Genomic DNA, 12,518 nt, shown 5'->3' on the forward strand with positions numbered 1-12,518 from the left:
ATTTGACGTTTTCTGCACCATGCCCGCGCGCGACATCGCCTTCCTCATTTTTGCCGATTGCAGCATGCTCGACTTCACCGGCCCGCTGTCGGCCTTCGATGCCGCCAACCGCGTGAGCGGACGCGCGCTCTACCGGATCACGCTGCATTCCGAGCCGGGCGGCCTGATCCGCAGTTCGGCCGGGGCGATGATCCAGACCGAGCGCATTGGCCGCGCGAGTTTCGATACGCTGGTGGTGGCGGGGGGCGGTGCGCCGCGCGAGGGGCTGGTGTCCGAGGCACTGCGTCGCTACATCCTGCGCGCAGCCACCCGTTCGCGCCGCATCGCCGGTGTATGCACCGGGGCCTTCGTGCTGGCGGCCGCCGGACTGCTCGATGGCAAGCGCGCCACCACGCACTGGCGCATGGCGGCCAAGCTGCAACAGATGCATCCGCAGGTAAAGGTGGACAGCGACCGCATCTATTCCTGCGATGGCAAGGTGTGGACCTCGGCCGGCATTTCCGCCGGGATCGACCTGGCGCTGGCACTGATCGAGGAAGACCACGGTGCGGAACTGGCCAAATCGGTGGCGCGCGAACTGGTGGTGTATCACCGCCGTCCGGGCGGCCAGTCACAATTCTCGGCCTTGCAGGAAATGGATGGGGGCTCGGAGCGCATCCGCCGCGCACTCAGTTTTGCGCGCGCGCATCTGCATCAGGAAGTGACCGTCGACACGCTGGCCGAAGTGGCCTGTCTCAGTCGCCGCCAGTTCGATCGCAGCTTTGCGGCCGAGACCGGCCAGACCCCGGCGCGCGCCATCGAACAGATGCGCGCGGAAGCGGCGCGGCTGCGCATCGAACAATCACAGGACAGCCTGGAGAGCATCGCCCGCGCCACCGGCTTTGGCGATGCCGAGCGCATGCGGCGCGCCTGCCTGCGGCTGTTCGGCCAACCGCCGCAAGCCATGCGGCGGCTGGCGCGGCTGGACGAGGAGTGACTCGGTTCAGCCGGTGATCAGGCGCACGCGCGTGATTTCGGAAGGGGCCAGCAGCCGTTTGGGCGGGCCCCAGTAGCCGGTGCCGCGACTGACGTAGATCCACAGACCCTGCAGGCGCTTGAGACCGGCGACATAGGGCTGTTGCAGCGGCACGAAGAAATTCCACGGAAAGAATTGGCCGCCATGCGTATGGCCCGACAATTGCAGGTCGAAACCGGCCTCGACGGCCGCCGTGGCGCTGCGCGGCTGGTGCGCCAGCAGCACGCGAGGATGGCCGCTGGGCGCATCGGCAATGGCCGCATGCGGATCGCTGCGATGGGCTTCATCGAAATGATGGGCTGTGTAGTCCGTCACCCCGGCCAGCACCAGACCCGCCCCTTCATGGCGCAGGACCACGTGTTCATTCATCAGCACGGTCACGCCCAGGCGACGGACTTCATCGATCCATTCGTGGGCATTGGAGTAGTACTCGTGGTTGCCGGTGACGAAGTAGGCACCATGCCGCGCCCGCAGTTGCGCCAGCGGTGCCGTGTGGGGGGCCAGCTGGCGCACGCTGCCATCGACCAGGTCGCCGGTGATGGCCACCACGTCGGGCTGCAGGGCGTTGACCTTGTCGACGATGGCTTGCAGATACGGTGCCTTGATGGTGGGGCCGACGTGGATGTCGCTGATCTGGACGATGGTGAATCCCTCCAGCGCCGCGGGCAGGTTGGCGATGGGCACGCTGACCTCCACCACGGCAGCGGTGCGGCGGGCGTTGAGATAGCCGATGACCGTGGCCGCTGCGGTGAGGGCCAGCACCAGCCAGGCGCTCAGTTCCACCATCTCGTGCTGCTGGATGGGCGGCAGGTGCAGCCACGGAAGCGCGGCCAGCGCCAGCGCGCGCAAGAGCGTGAGCAGCAGCGCCGAAGAGAACGCCCCCATGGCCAGCATGCCGGCCCAGGCCACGCGGTCGGCGGCGATTTCGGACAGGCCGCGCCGCTTGAGGTAGGGCACGGCCAGCGCTACCGGCATCAGCAGGAAAGACAGCAGCAGCACCGCTGCGCCCAACGTGATCCAGCCCGCGTGGGTGGTCAGGGCAGGCAACAGCTGCCAGCCTATCCAGGCATGAAGCGCGGCCAGCAGGCCGAGGACGGTCAACAGCGAAAAGAGGCTACGGCGCATGGAAAACCTTTGAAAGAGGACACATCGCCCGGGACTGCGGGGGCCGGACCAAGCTTGCCGGAAAGCAAGCATATGAAGGCTTGAGACATGCTTTTCAAGCAATTTCTGCGAAAAACCTCGTAAATCCTGCCCAAAATGGCTCATCGGCAGGCAGCAGAAATGGCCAGATGAAGAAAAAGTACGCCACAGGCATGCAAGAAGACGCGCGGAGGAGGATAATATTGCCTCTATCCCCCCGTTTTTAATTCGCGCGACCTTGGCGGCGACAGCCGCATCGATGGCAAGAGCATCGACACCAGGCCGCGCCTGCATCATTGGAAGAGTTATTTTGAGTTCAAGCAAAACCAAACGCTGGCATGGCAATGTCGAGGCGATCAAGGCCGAATTCCTCAACGGCGTGATTACCCAGATGAGCTCCTACGGCGACCGCGTCCATTTCAGCATGTTCGGTTCGGTGCAGAAGCCGCACTATGAAGTCATCAACAGCTTCGACAAGAAGATGGCCTTCGATGGCAACCATCACCTGCACCGCGCCGAGGAGACCGAATTCGGTCCCGGCAACGTGACGCCCATCTTCACCCTCGACCAGATCAAGCGCATCGTCGCCACCGGCGGCAGCGGCACCCGCAGCACGCCGCGTTCGGCCCGTGCCTCCTCGGCCCGCAGCGCCGCCGGCAGCGCCCGCCCGACCACCGCCGCCGCCCGTGCGCGCGAAGCGGTCGATGGCGAGAAGTACGCTTACTTCAAGGCCAACCGCCACATGCTGCCCGATGAAATCAACCAGCATTCCGATGAGATCAGCAAGCTGATGCTCAATGGCATGTCGGCGGAACAGGCTTTCGGCGAAGTCATTTCCAAGTACTTCGACTGAGACTGATCGCACTTCGGGATAGTCGCGGCGCAACCCGCCGCACTCTCCAAATGAAAATGGCCGGAGCTCTGTCTCGGGCCATTTTTCATTGCGGCGCCCTGCTCTGCCGATCAGTAGATTTCCGGCACGATCATGGAATCGGGCACCGGATGGCGCTCGTAATCCTCATGGCGTTCACGCTCGGGCAACTGCACGGGCGGATGCGGCACTTCCGCGTAAGGCATCTGCTGCAACAGATGGCTGATGCAGTTCAGGCGGGCCTTCTTCTTGTCCACCGCCTGCACGATCCACCATGGTGCTTCCGGAATGTGGGTGCGTTCCAGCATCACTTCCTTGGCCTTGGTGTATTCCTCCCAGCGGCGGCGCGATTCCAGGTCCATGGGGCTCAGCTTCCATTGCTTGAGCGGATCGTGGATGCGCGAGAGGAAGCGCAGGTGCTGCTCTTCATCGGTGATCGAGAACCAGTACTTGATGACCTGGATGCCGGCACGCGTGAGCATGCGTTCGAACTCGGGCACCGAGCGGAAGAATTCCTCGTATTGCTCGTCGGTACAGAAACCCATCACGCGCTCCACGCCCGCGCGGTTGTACCAGCTGCGGTCAAACAGCACGATCTCGCCGGCGGCCGGCAGGTGCGACACATAGCGCTGGAAATACCATTGCGTGCGTTCGCGGTCATTGGGTGCCGGCAGCGCGGCCACGCGGGCCACGCGCGGGTTCAGGCGCTGGGTGATGCGCTTGATGACGCCGCCCTTGCCGGCCGCATCGCGTCCCTCGAAGACGATCACCACCTTGTGGCCGGTCTGCACCACCCAGTCCTGCAGCTTGACCAGTTCGCCCTGCAGGCGGAACAGTTCGCGGAAATACAGGCGGCGGTATTCCTTTTCCTCGCTGCCGTGCGCGCTGGAAAATTCGCCGGTGACCGGATCGACGGTACGGTCTTCCAGCTCCAGTTCCATTTCTTCGTCGTAGCTGTCGGCCAGTTCGCGGTGGACGCGCTTGACCAGTTCTTCCTTATCCATCATGTCCTCGTATCCAAGATAAAGTGGCGAACGCTGCACTCCCCTTCGCCTGAAAAGTGCGTGACAACATACCTGCCCATTGTGACCAAGACATGACAGGCGGATAACATTGGAGTCAAAGGTGGCCGGGACCGGCCGATCCCCTTGCATCCTGCGCCATCCTGCGGGAAAACGCCATGATGCCGTGCAGAACCGCGGGCGCGAAAATAGGCTATAGTCCCGAAAACGATTCCGGCATAACAGCATGACACTTACAGAACTCAAATACATCGTGGCCGTCGCGCGGGAAAAGCATTTCGGCCATGCAGCAGAAGCTTGTTTCGTCGCCCAGCCCACGCTGTCGGTGGCCATCAAGAAACTGGAAGATGAGCTGGGCGTGGTCATCTTCGAACGCGGCGGCACCGAAGTCTCGGTCACGCCGCTGGGCGCGCAGATCGTGGCCCAGGCCGAACGGGTGCTGGAGCAGACCGCCGCCATCAAGGAAATCGCCAACCAGAACAAGGACCCGCTTTCCGGTCCCTTGCGCCTGGGCATCATCTACACGATCGGCCCCTACCTGCTGCCCTCGCTGGTCAAGACCATGATCGAGCGCGTGCCGCAGATGCCGCTGATCCTGCAGGAAAATTTCACCACGCGCCTGATCGAACTGCTGCGCCAGGGCGAACTCGATGCGGCCATCATGGCCCTGCCCTTCCCCGAGCACGGACTGAATGTGCTGCCGCTCTACGATGAAGAATTCATGGTGGCATTGCCGCGCCAGCACAAGTGGGCCGAGCGCAAGGAAATCGATGCCCGTGAACTCAAGAGCGAGACCATGCTGTTGCTGGGCAATGGCCACTGCTTCCGCGACCAGGTGCTGGAAGTCTGCCCGGAGATGTCGCGCTTCTCCACCAATGGCGATGGCATCGCCCGCACCTTCGAAGGCTCGTCACTGGAGACCATCCGTCACATGGTGTCCTCCGGCATCGGCGTGACCGTGCTGCCGCGCGCCTCCATTCCCGATACCGATACGCGCGAAGGCATGGTGCGCTATGTGCCCTTCGTGGCACCGGCCCCCTCGCGCCGCGTGGTCATCGCCTGGCGCAAGAGCTTCACGCGGCAGGCGGCCATCGATGCCGTGCATCAGGCGGTGCTGGCGTGCAAGCTCAATGGCGTGGAGATGCTGGTGGGCGAAGCGGCGGCGGCCAACTAGGAGCTGTCACGCACACGCCATCAGATGTCAGCGCCATCAGGGCGCTGACAACGCCGTCCTCAAGGCATGGACGTCACGATACAGCGGGGGTAGATCGCGCTGTATGGTTTTCCAGACGACACCGACATCCACTTTGTCATATCCATGCGCGACACGGTTGCGCATCGTGTACATGATCATCCACGGAATATGGTCGTTGCGGGTGGCGAACTCCGGATCAACCCGCATGACGTTGTTGGCGGCCTCGCCGATGATTTCGATATTGCGGATGACGGCATCCTGTACCAGCTCGCTGTCGAGGAAGACCGTTTCCACCATATCGGCCGTATAGCGCTCGATGCGCGCAATGGCCTCAAGAATGTGGTCGAGGTAATCGGGCACACGCCCGGACCTGTTCATACCGGCCGAGCCTCCGCCAGAATCCGGTTGCGAGCAGCCTCGGGCAGTGCCTTGGGCGTCAGTACGTCGACCGTCACCCCCAACAAGCGCTGCAGTTCTACCTGAATGGCGGCGACGTCCATGAGCGTCGTCTCCGGCGTCGGATCGATGAGGAGATCGAGATCACTGCTCTGGGTATCCTCTCCATGCAGGACCGAACCAAATATCCTGGCGTTGCGCGCGTGATGCGCTTCCACGACTTGCCGGATGGCAGCGCGATGAGAGGCAAGGGCTTCAGAAGGTTTCATGGTGTGATCTTCCTCGGTAAGGCGTTCATCATAGGTGAAGCCCGGAGCAGAGGCAACCGGCCCTGCGCTGCGCCACAACGCCCCACCAGCTCAAACCAAACGCTTGGTCGTCGTCACATCAAACCAATGCACATCCCCCGCCCCGAACGACGCCCCGATGCGCTGACCGGTGCTGACCGGCACATTGGCCGGGCAACGCAGCACCAGCGACTGTCCGCCGCAGCGCGCATGCACCAGCAATTCCGCACCCAGCGCTTCGACCAGCTCCACTTCCAGTGACAGCTGCGCAGCCGAGCCATCGAGGATGGGCAGCAGGTGTTCCGGCCGCACGCCCAGGATGCGCTCCTGGCCGGCCGCACCAGCCACCGGCTGCGGCAGGCGCACGGTAGCGGTGGCCTCGTCCTTGCTGGCCTCGAAGCTGGCCCCGTCAGCTGACAGGCTGCCCTGCAGCAGGTTCATCGGCGGCGAACCGATGAAGCTGGCCACGAAGGTGGTGGCCGGACGGGCATAGACTTCAGCCGGGGTGCCGATCTGTTCGGCCACGCCGCGATTCATCACGATCATGCGCTGGCCCAGGGTCATGGCCTCGACCTGGTCGTGGGTCACATAGAGACTGGTGGTACGCAGGCTGGCATGCAGCTTCTGGATTTCCAGCCGCATCTGCACGCGCAGCTTGGCGTCCAGGTTGGAGAGCGGTTCGTCGAAGAGGAACACGGCCGGTTTGCGCACGATGGCGCGCCCCATCGCCACGCGCTGGCGCTGGCCGCCCGAGAGCTGGCGCGGCGTGCGTTCCAGCAGCGCACCCAGTTCCAGGATGGCGGCGGCACGCTGCACGCGCTCGTCGATCTCGGTCTTGGACAGGCCCTGGATCTTCAGGCCATACGCCATGTTCTGGTACACCGTCATGTGCGGATACAGCGCATAGTTCTGGAACACCATGGCGATGTCGCGCTCCTTGGGTTCCAGGTCATTGACCACGCGCTTGCCGATGACGATCTGCCCGCTGCTGACCTCTTCCAGCCCGGCGACCATGCGCAGCAGCGTGGATTTGCCGCAGCCCGAGGGCCCGACCATGACGATGAATTCGCCATCGGCGATGTCGGCATCGATGCCATGGATCACGTCGACGGCCTTGGCGCCGGCGCCATAGGTCTTGCGGACTTGCTTGAGATGGATTGCTGCCATGATTGTCAGTCTCTAACTCTCGGAATGATATAAATTATTTCTCGGAATCAACCAGGCCCTTGACGAACCATTTCTGCATCACCACCACCACCAGCCCCGGCGGGAGCATGGCCAGAATCATGGTGGCCATCACCAGGTTCCACTCCACCGCCGAATCACCGCCGGAGATCAGCGTCTTGATGCCGATGCCGATGGGATACATGCTGGTGTCGGTGGCGATGATGAGCGGCCACAGGTACTGGTTCCAGCCATAGATGAACATGATCACGAACAGCGCGATGACATTGGTGCGCGACAGCGGCCACAGCACATCCTTGAGAAAGCGCAGCGGCCCGGCCCCGTCGATGCGCGCGGCTTCGGCCAGCTCATCGGGCACCGTCAGGAAGAACTGGCGGAACAGGAAGGTGGCCGTGGCCGAGGCAATCAGCGGTACGCTCAGGCCCGCGTAACTGTTGAGCATGCCGAGATCGGACACCACCTGGTAGGTCGGCGTGATACGCACTTCCACCGGCAGCATCAGCGTGACGAAGATCATCCAGAAGAACAGCCCGCGCCCCGGAAAACGGAAATACACGATGGCAAAGGCCGACAGCATGGAGATGGAGATCTTGCCGATGGCGATGATGAGCGCCGTGGCCAGGCTCACCCACAGCATGTTGAGCACCGGCGGTGCGGTCACCTGCCCGGCCGCGCCCTTGAAGAGCACGGCGCTGTAGTTGTTGATGAATTCCCCGCCCGGCACCAGCGACAGCGGCGACAGGGCCGACTGCTCGGCGGTCTGGGTGCTGGCCACGAAGGCGACATACAGCGGGAAGAACACGATCAGCACACCCAGCACCAGGACCACGTGGCTGAGGAAATCGAGGACGGGACGGCGTTCGATCATGCGGCCACCTCTGCAGTGAGGAAGATCAGGAAAGCGTTGTTGAGGATGGGCATCATGCGTATTGCACCTTCTTTTCAACGTACTTGAACTGCACCACGGTCAGCAGGATCACCAGTGCCATGAGCACCACCGATTGCGCCGCCGAGCCGCCCAGGTCGCCGCCCTTGAAGCCATCGGTGAAGACCTTGTAGACCAGGATCTCGGTATCCTTGCCGGGACCGCCGTGGGTAGTGGCATCGACGATGACGAAAGTATCGAAGAAGGCATAGACCACGTTGACCACGAAGAGGAAGAAGGTGGTCGGCGAGATCAGCGGGAAGACGATGGTGAAGAAGCGCTTGACCGGACCCGCACCATCGATGGCCGCCGCTTCGATGAGCGACTTGGGAATCGATTGCAGGCCGGCCAGGAAGAACAGGAAGTTGTAGCTGATCTGCTTCCAGATGGCGGCAATGACAATGAGGATCATGGCGTGCGTGCCATTGATCATGTAGTCCCAAGGCAAGCCCAGCCAGGCCAGTACGTGCGACAGGATGCCCAGCGAGGGACTCAGCAGGAACATCCACAGCACCCCCACCACCACCGGCGAGACCGCATAAGGCCAGATCAGGAAGGTCTTGTAGACCGAAGCGCCCCGGCGCACGCGGTCGGCGAAGACCGCCAGCAGCAGCGAGAGCGCCAGCCCGAAGAAGGCCACCAGCGCCGAGAAGAGCGCAGTGGTGCGGAAGGATTCGAGATAGGTCGGATCGCCAAAGAGCGTCTTGAAATTGTCGAACCAGACGAATTCGGAATAGCCGCCGAAGGCATCCTGCAGCAGCATGGACTGATACAAGGCCTGGATGGCCGGCCAGAAAAAGAACAGCAAAGTGATGATGATCTGCGGTGCCACCAGCAGATAAGGCAACCACTTCGAAGTGAATCGCGCGCGTTTTTCCACGATCGTTCCAGCCAGGGATCGCCTGGCCGCAGAAGTTGAATGAATCGAAAACGGATGTCAGCTTGCCGACATCTCAAAACGGAAGCCGGCGCTGCCCTCCGCGATCACGAAGTACAACGCCGGTTCCTGCCCCGTCACCGCGTTCAGGCAGGACGGGAGGTGTTGTTGATGAGACTTACTGGTTGCCCTTGTTGGCCTTCTCGAAACGAGCCAGCAGTTCGTCGCCGCGCTTGACGGCGGAGTCCAGGGCTTCCTTGGCGGTCTTCTTGCCGGTCCAGACGTTTTCCAGTTCCTCGTCGAAGACGGTACGGACCTGGGCGTAATTGCCCAGACGCAGGCCGCGCGACTTCTCGGTGGTCTTGACGATCATCTGCTTGACGGCGACGTCGGTGCCCGGGTTGCGCTCATAGAAACCGGAGCTCTTGGTCAGCTCGTAGGCGGCCTTGGTGACCGGCAGGTAGCCGGTGTCCTGGTGCCACTTGGCGGCCACTTCCGGCTTGGACAGGTAGCTGAAGAACTTGGCCACGCCCTTGTACTCTTCGCCCTTCTTGCCGTTCATGACCCACAGCGAGGCACCGCCGATGACGGTGTTCTGCGGTGCGCCCTGCACGTCGTTGTAATACGGCAGGGTGGCCACGCCGAACTTGAACTTGGCGTTCTTGCGGATATCCGCATAGGCCGAGGACGAACCGGTGATGATGGCGCACTCGCCCGCATTGAACTTGGCATTGGCCTCGTCCTTGCGGCCGGCGTAGGTGAAGTAGCCCTGCTTGGCCCAGTTCGACAGGTTCTCGATGTGGCGCACGTGCAGCGGGCTGTTCATCTTCAGACGGGCATCGAGGCCGCCGAAGCCGTTGTTCTTGGTGGCCAGCTCAACGTTGTGCCAGGTTGAAAACGATTCCAAATGCACCCAGGATTGCCAGGTCGTGGTGTAAGCACACGAGGCACCGCTGGCCTTGATCTTGGCGGCCATGCCGACGAATTCCTGCCAGGTGACGGGTGGCTTTTCAGGATCCAGACCGGCCTTGGCGAACATGTCCTTGTTGTAGAACATGATGGTGGTGGAGCTGTTGAAGGGGAAGGACATCATGCCCTTCGGGGTCGAGTAGTAACCGGCCACCGCAGGCACGTAGGCGTTCTGGTCGAACTTCTCGCCGGCCTGCTGCATCACTTCATACACCGGCTTGACCGCGCCCTTGGCGTAGATCATGGTGGCGGTGCCCACTTCGAACACCTGCAGAATGCTGGGCGCATTGCCGGCACGATAGGCGGCGATGGCGGCCGACATCGATTCGTCGTAGGTCCCCTTGTAGACCGGCACGATCTTGTAATCGCCCTGGGTCTTGTTGAAGTCGTCGGCCAGGGCATTGACGCGTTCGCCCAGGGCGCCGGTCATGGAATGCCACCAGGTGATCTCGGTTGCAGCGAAGGCAGAGGAAGTGATCGTCGCCAGGACACCGGTCGCGATCAGCGTTTTCATCATGTTCATCAGAGGGGACCTCTCGAAAAAAGGGGTTTTGATGCTAACAACGCTCCATGACAGCCGCGTTACATTAGCCGTACTGCCGGCTTTGGGCAAAAGAAATGCATGTGGCCTTGCAGCACGAAACCCGGGGATGTCTCGGAATATAAGAATTCGTTTTTATAAGTTTTGCTGATGTGTAGCACACAGCCTCCACTGTCAGCACTTTGTCAGCTCATCCGCAAACAAGCCTTGAAAAGCACGACGGTGCGGAAACGGCGACGCGAATTATAATGCGGACTTTCGATTTTGCGGACATTCCATGGACAGGCTCAGGCTTTACGCGCTGCTGGTGCGCGCCCACAAACCCATCGGCATCCTGCTCTTGCTGTGGCCCACGCTCATTGCGCTGTGGCTGGCCTCGGGCGGCGTTCCCGACTGGCGCATCCTGGTGATCTACGTGCTGGGTACGGTGCTGATGCGTTCGGCCGGCTGCGCCATCAACGACTATGCCGACCGCGACTTCGACCGGCACGTCAAGCGCACCGAACAGCGCCCCCTCACCTCCGGCAAGATCAAATCGTGGGAAGCGCTGATGGTGGCCGGGGTGCTGGCGCTGGTGTCCTTCCTGCTGATCCTGCCGCTCAATGCGCTGACGCTGCAACTGTCGGTGGCGGCCGTGATCATTGCGGGCAGCTATCCGTACTTCAAGCGTTTCTTCGCCATCCCCCAGGCTTACCTGGGCATCGCCTTCGGCTTCGGCATTCCCATGGGATTTGCCAGCGTGACCGGCAGCGTGCCGCTGGCGGCCTGGGTGCTGCTGGTGGCCAACATCTTCTGGGCAGTGGCCTATGACACCGAGTATGCGATGGTGGACCGGGACGACGACCTGAAGATCGGCATCAAGACCTCGGCCATCACCTTTGGCCGCTACGATGTCGCAGCCATCATGCTGTGCTACGTGGCGGCGCTGGCGCTGATCTGGGTGGTCGGCCTGCAATACGGACTGGGGCTGTGGTTCACGGCGGGCATGCTGGTGGCCTGCGGTTTTGCCGTGTATCACTACACCCTGATCCGCGAGCGCGACCGCATGCGCTGCTTCGCGGCCTTCAACAACAACAACTGGCTGGGTGCGGCGATCTTCGCCGGTGTGGCGCTCGATTACCTGATGCGCTGATGTGCTGATGCATTGATGCCAGGCAGGCCCTGCGGCTGCTTGGCGAAAATTCAAAGGAAACGGGATGAAAGCGGAATTTTGGCTCGAACGCTGGCGCGACGGACGGACGCACTTTCACCAGTCGCGGGTGACCCCGCTGCTGCAGAAATACTGGCCGCAACTGGCGCTGCCGGCCGGCAGCACGGTGCTGGTGCCCTTGTGCGGCAAGTCGCTGGACATGCTGTGGCTGGCCGAACAGGGCCATCGCGTGCTGGGGGTGGAGTTGTCGGAACTGGCCATTACCCAGTTCTTCAGCGAACATCAACTGTCCCCGCTGGTGCATGACAGCGCGCAGGGCCGCCATTACGTGGCGGGACAGATCGAACTGATCTGCGGCGACATCTTCGCGCTGGAGGATGCCACCCTGGCCAGTTGTGCGGGTGCCTACGACCGCGCCGCCCTCATCGCCCTGCCCCCGGACATGCGTGCGCGCTACGTGGAAGAGATCTATGGACGGCTGCCAGCCCAGGCACGCAGCCTCCTGATCACGCTGGAATACGATCAGGAAAAAATGGAAGGCCCGCCGTTCTCGGTGGCCGAGGAAGAAGTGTTGCGCCTCTACGCATCGCACAGCGAGGCGGTGGCCATCGACCGGCGCGATATCCTGGAGAAGGAACCCAAGTTCATGGAGCGCGGATTGCGGGCGCTGGATACGGTGGTGTATCGCTTGCAGCGCAAGGGCTGAGCTTCCCTCAGACCTCAGCCGTCGTCCTCACCACCGTCACCCGGCTGATGAGGAACTCCCCCTCCACCACTACCCGAAACGGCACCCCGGCCACATTGAAGCCGGGGCCGCCCTCGTCGTCCCAGACCTGGGCCAAGGCGTCGAATTCGCGCGGAGTCATCTGCAGCATCTGTGCGCTGATGACGAAGGTGGCGCCGGTCTTCTGCCGGCGCACGATGTCTTCCAGTTTGGCCATG

The 12,518-nt window shown here is 62.3% G+C and carries 14 protein-coding genes; 5 read left to right on the top strand and 9 right to left on the bottom strand.

What is annotated here, in order from left to right; translation table 11 throughout:
* Positions 1–19 precede the first annotated feature (19 nt).
* Positions 20–976, top strand: coding sequence for a GlxA family transcriptional regulator (locus ACWFUC_RS25160; RefSeq protein ID WP_489623722.1), 957 nt, complete (start codon positions 20–22; stop codon positions 974–976).
* Positions 977–982: 6 nt separating this feature from the next.
* Here ACWFUC_RS25160 and ACWFUC_RS25165 read toward each other — a convergent pair whose 3' ends face one another.
* Positions 983–2,140: a metallophosphoesterase gene (locus ACWFUC_RS25165; protein WP_489623723.1), complete on the bottom strand. Its 1,158-nt coding sequence runs from the start codon at positions 2,138–2,140 to the stop codon at positions 983–985.
* Positions 2,141–2,468: 328 nt separating this feature from the next.
* Between ACWFUC_RS25165 and ACWFUC_RS25170 the strand changes: the two genes are divergently transcribed.
* The gene (locus tag ACWFUC_RS25170; RefSeq protein WP_034341298.1) at positions 2,469–3,011 is read left to right on the top strand and encodes a hypothetical protein; all 543 of its coding nucleotides are present in this window, start codon (positions 2,469–2,471) and stop codon (positions 3,009–3,011) included.
* A 110-nt stretch (positions 3,012–3,121) separates the two neighbouring features.
* Here ACWFUC_RS25170 and ppk2 read toward each other — a convergent pair whose 3' ends face one another.
* Positions 3,122–4,033: a polyphosphate kinase 2 gene (gene ppk2 / locus ACWFUC_RS25175; protein ID WP_034341306.1), complete on the bottom strand. Its 912-nt coding sequence runs from the start codon at positions 4,031–4,033 to the stop codon at positions 3,122–3,124.
* Positions 4,034–4,277: 244 nt separating this feature from the next.
* Between ppk2 and ACWFUC_RS25180 the strand changes: the two genes are divergently transcribed.
* Positions 4,278–5,225: a LysR substrate-binding domain-containing protein gene (locus tag ACWFUC_RS25180; protein ID WP_489623724.1), complete on the top strand. Its 948-nt coding sequence runs from the start codon at positions 4,278–4,280 to the stop codon at positions 5,223–5,225.
* Between the two features lie 36 nt (positions 5,226–5,261).
* Here the strand turns inward: ACWFUC_RS25180 and ACWFUC_RS25185 are convergent, their stop codons facing one another.
* The 6 genes from ACWFUC_RS25185 to ugpB all read right to left on the bottom strand — a co-directional run bounded on the left by ACWFUC_RS25185 (position 5,262) and on the right by ugpB (position 10,408).
* Complete coding sequence (locus tag ACWFUC_RS25185) at positions 5,262–5,606, bottom strand: HepT-like ribonuclease domain-containing protein (RefSeq protein WP_338033861.1); 345 nt, start codon at positions 5,604–5,606, stop codon at positions 5,262–5,264.
* A 14-nt stretch (positions 5,607–5,620) separates the two neighbouring features.
* Positions 5,621–5,911: a nucleotidyltransferase family protein gene (locus tag ACWFUC_RS25190; protein ID WP_343725779.1), complete on the bottom strand. Its 291-nt coding sequence runs from the start codon at positions 5,909–5,911 to the stop codon at positions 5,621–5,623.
* Between the two features lie 90 nt (positions 5,912–6,001).
* Positions 6,002–7,096 (bottom strand): sn-glycerol-3-phosphate import ATP-binding protein UgpC, encoded by a 1,095-nt coding sequence (locus ACWFUC_RS25195; protein ID WP_489623725.1) that lies wholly within the window; start codon positions 7,094–7,096, stop codon positions 6,002–6,004.
* 34 nt (positions 7,097–7,130) lie between these two features.
* Positions 7,131–7,982 (bottom strand): sn-glycerol-3-phosphate ABC transporter permease UgpE, encoded by an 852-nt coding sequence (gene ugpE / locus ACWFUC_RS25200; protein ID WP_034341291.1) that lies wholly within the window; start codon positions 7,980–7,982, stop codon positions 7,131–7,133.
* 52 nt (positions 7,983–8,034) lie between these two features.
* Complete coding sequence (gene ugpA / locus ACWFUC_RS25205; protein ID WP_489623726.1) at positions 8,035–8,919, bottom strand: sn-glycerol-3-phosphate ABC transporter permease UgpA; 885 nt, start codon at positions 8,917–8,919, stop codon at positions 8,035–8,037.
* 175 nt (positions 8,920–9,094) lie between these two features.
* Positions 9,095–10,408 (bottom strand): sn-glycerol-3-phosphate ABC transporter substrate-binding protein UgpB, encoded by a 1,314-nt coding sequence (ugpB, locus tag ACWFUC_RS25210; RefSeq protein WP_252695658.1) that lies wholly within the window; start codon positions 10,406–10,408, stop codon positions 9,095–9,097.
* 295 nt (positions 10,409–10,703) lie between these two features.
* Between ugpB and ubiA the strand changes: the two genes are divergently transcribed.
* Both ubiA and ACWFUC_RS25220 read left to right on the top strand, forming a co-directional pair.
* Positions 10,704–11,558, top strand: a complete 855-nt coding sequence (gene ubiA, locus ACWFUC_RS25215) for a 4-hydroxybenzoate octaprenyltransferase (RefSeq protein ID WP_259433152.1) — start codon at positions 10,704–10,706, stop codon at positions 11,556–11,558.
* Between the two features lie 64 nt (positions 11,559–11,622).
* Positions 11,623–12,282 carry a thiopurine S-methyltransferase gene (locus ACWFUC_RS25220; protein ID WP_121043761.1) on the top strand — a complete coding sequence of 220 codons (660 nt, stop codon included), beginning with the start codon at positions 11,623–11,625 and terminating at the stop codon, positions 12,280–12,282.
* A gap of 7 nt (positions 12,283–12,289) precedes the next feature.
* Here ACWFUC_RS25220 and ACWFUC_RS25225 read toward each other — a convergent pair whose 3' ends face one another.
* Positions 12,290–12,517 (bottom strand): hypothetical protein, encoded by a 228-nt coding sequence (locus tag ACWFUC_RS25225; protein ID WP_134136588.1) that lies wholly within the window; start codon positions 12,515–12,517, stop codon positions 12,290–12,292.
* Between the last annotated feature and the right edge of the window lies 1 nt (position 12,518).

It is taken from the genome of Herbaspirillum sp. Her4, assembly GCF_057961335.1.

Bases quoted from the DNA above. Each gene is read 5' to 3' on its own strand.
- ACWFUC_RS25160 (WP_489623722.1), top strand. From the start codon at position 20: ATGCCCGCGCGCGACATCGCCTTCCTCATTTTTGCCGATTGCAGCATG.
- ACWFUC_RS25165 (WP_489623723.1), bottom strand. From the start codon at position 2,140: ATGCGCCGTAGCCTCTTTTCGCTGTTGACCGTCCTCGGCCTGCTGGCC.
- ppk2 (WP_034341306.1), bottom strand. From the start codon at position 4,033: ATGGATAAGGAAGAACTGGTCAAGCGCGTCCACCGCGAACTGGCCGAC.
- ACWFUC_RS25180 (WP_489623724.1), top strand. From the start codon at position 4,278: ATGACACTTACAGAACTCAAATACATCGTGGCCGTCGCGCGGGAAAAG.
- ACWFUC_RS25190 (WP_343725779.1), bottom strand. From the start codon at position 5,911: ATGAAACCTTCTGAAGCCCTTGCCTCTCATCGCGCTGCCATCCGGCAA.
- ACWFUC_RS25195 (WP_489623725.1), bottom strand. From the start codon at position 7,096: ATGGCAGCAATCCATCTCAAGCAAGTCCGCAAGACCTATGGCGCCGGC.
- ugpE (WP_034341291.1), bottom strand. From the start codon at position 7,982: ATGATCGAACGCCGTCCCGTCCTCGATTTCCTCAGCCACGTGGTCCTG.
- ugpB (WP_252695658.1), bottom strand. From the start codon at position 10,408: ATGAACATGATGAAAACGCTGATCGCGACCGGTGTCCTGGCGACGATC.
- ubiA (WP_259433152.1), top strand. From the start codon at position 10,704: ATGGACAGGCTCAGGCTTTACGCGCTGCTGGTGCGCGCCCACAAACCC.
- ACWFUC_RS25220 (WP_121043761.1), top strand. From the start codon at position 11,623: ATGAAAGCGGAATTTTGGCTCGAACGCTGGCGCGACGGACGGACGCAC.
- ACWFUC_RS25225 (WP_134136588.1), bottom strand. From the start codon at position 12,517: ATGGCCAAACTGGAAGACATCGTGCGCCGGCAGAAGACCGGCGCCACC.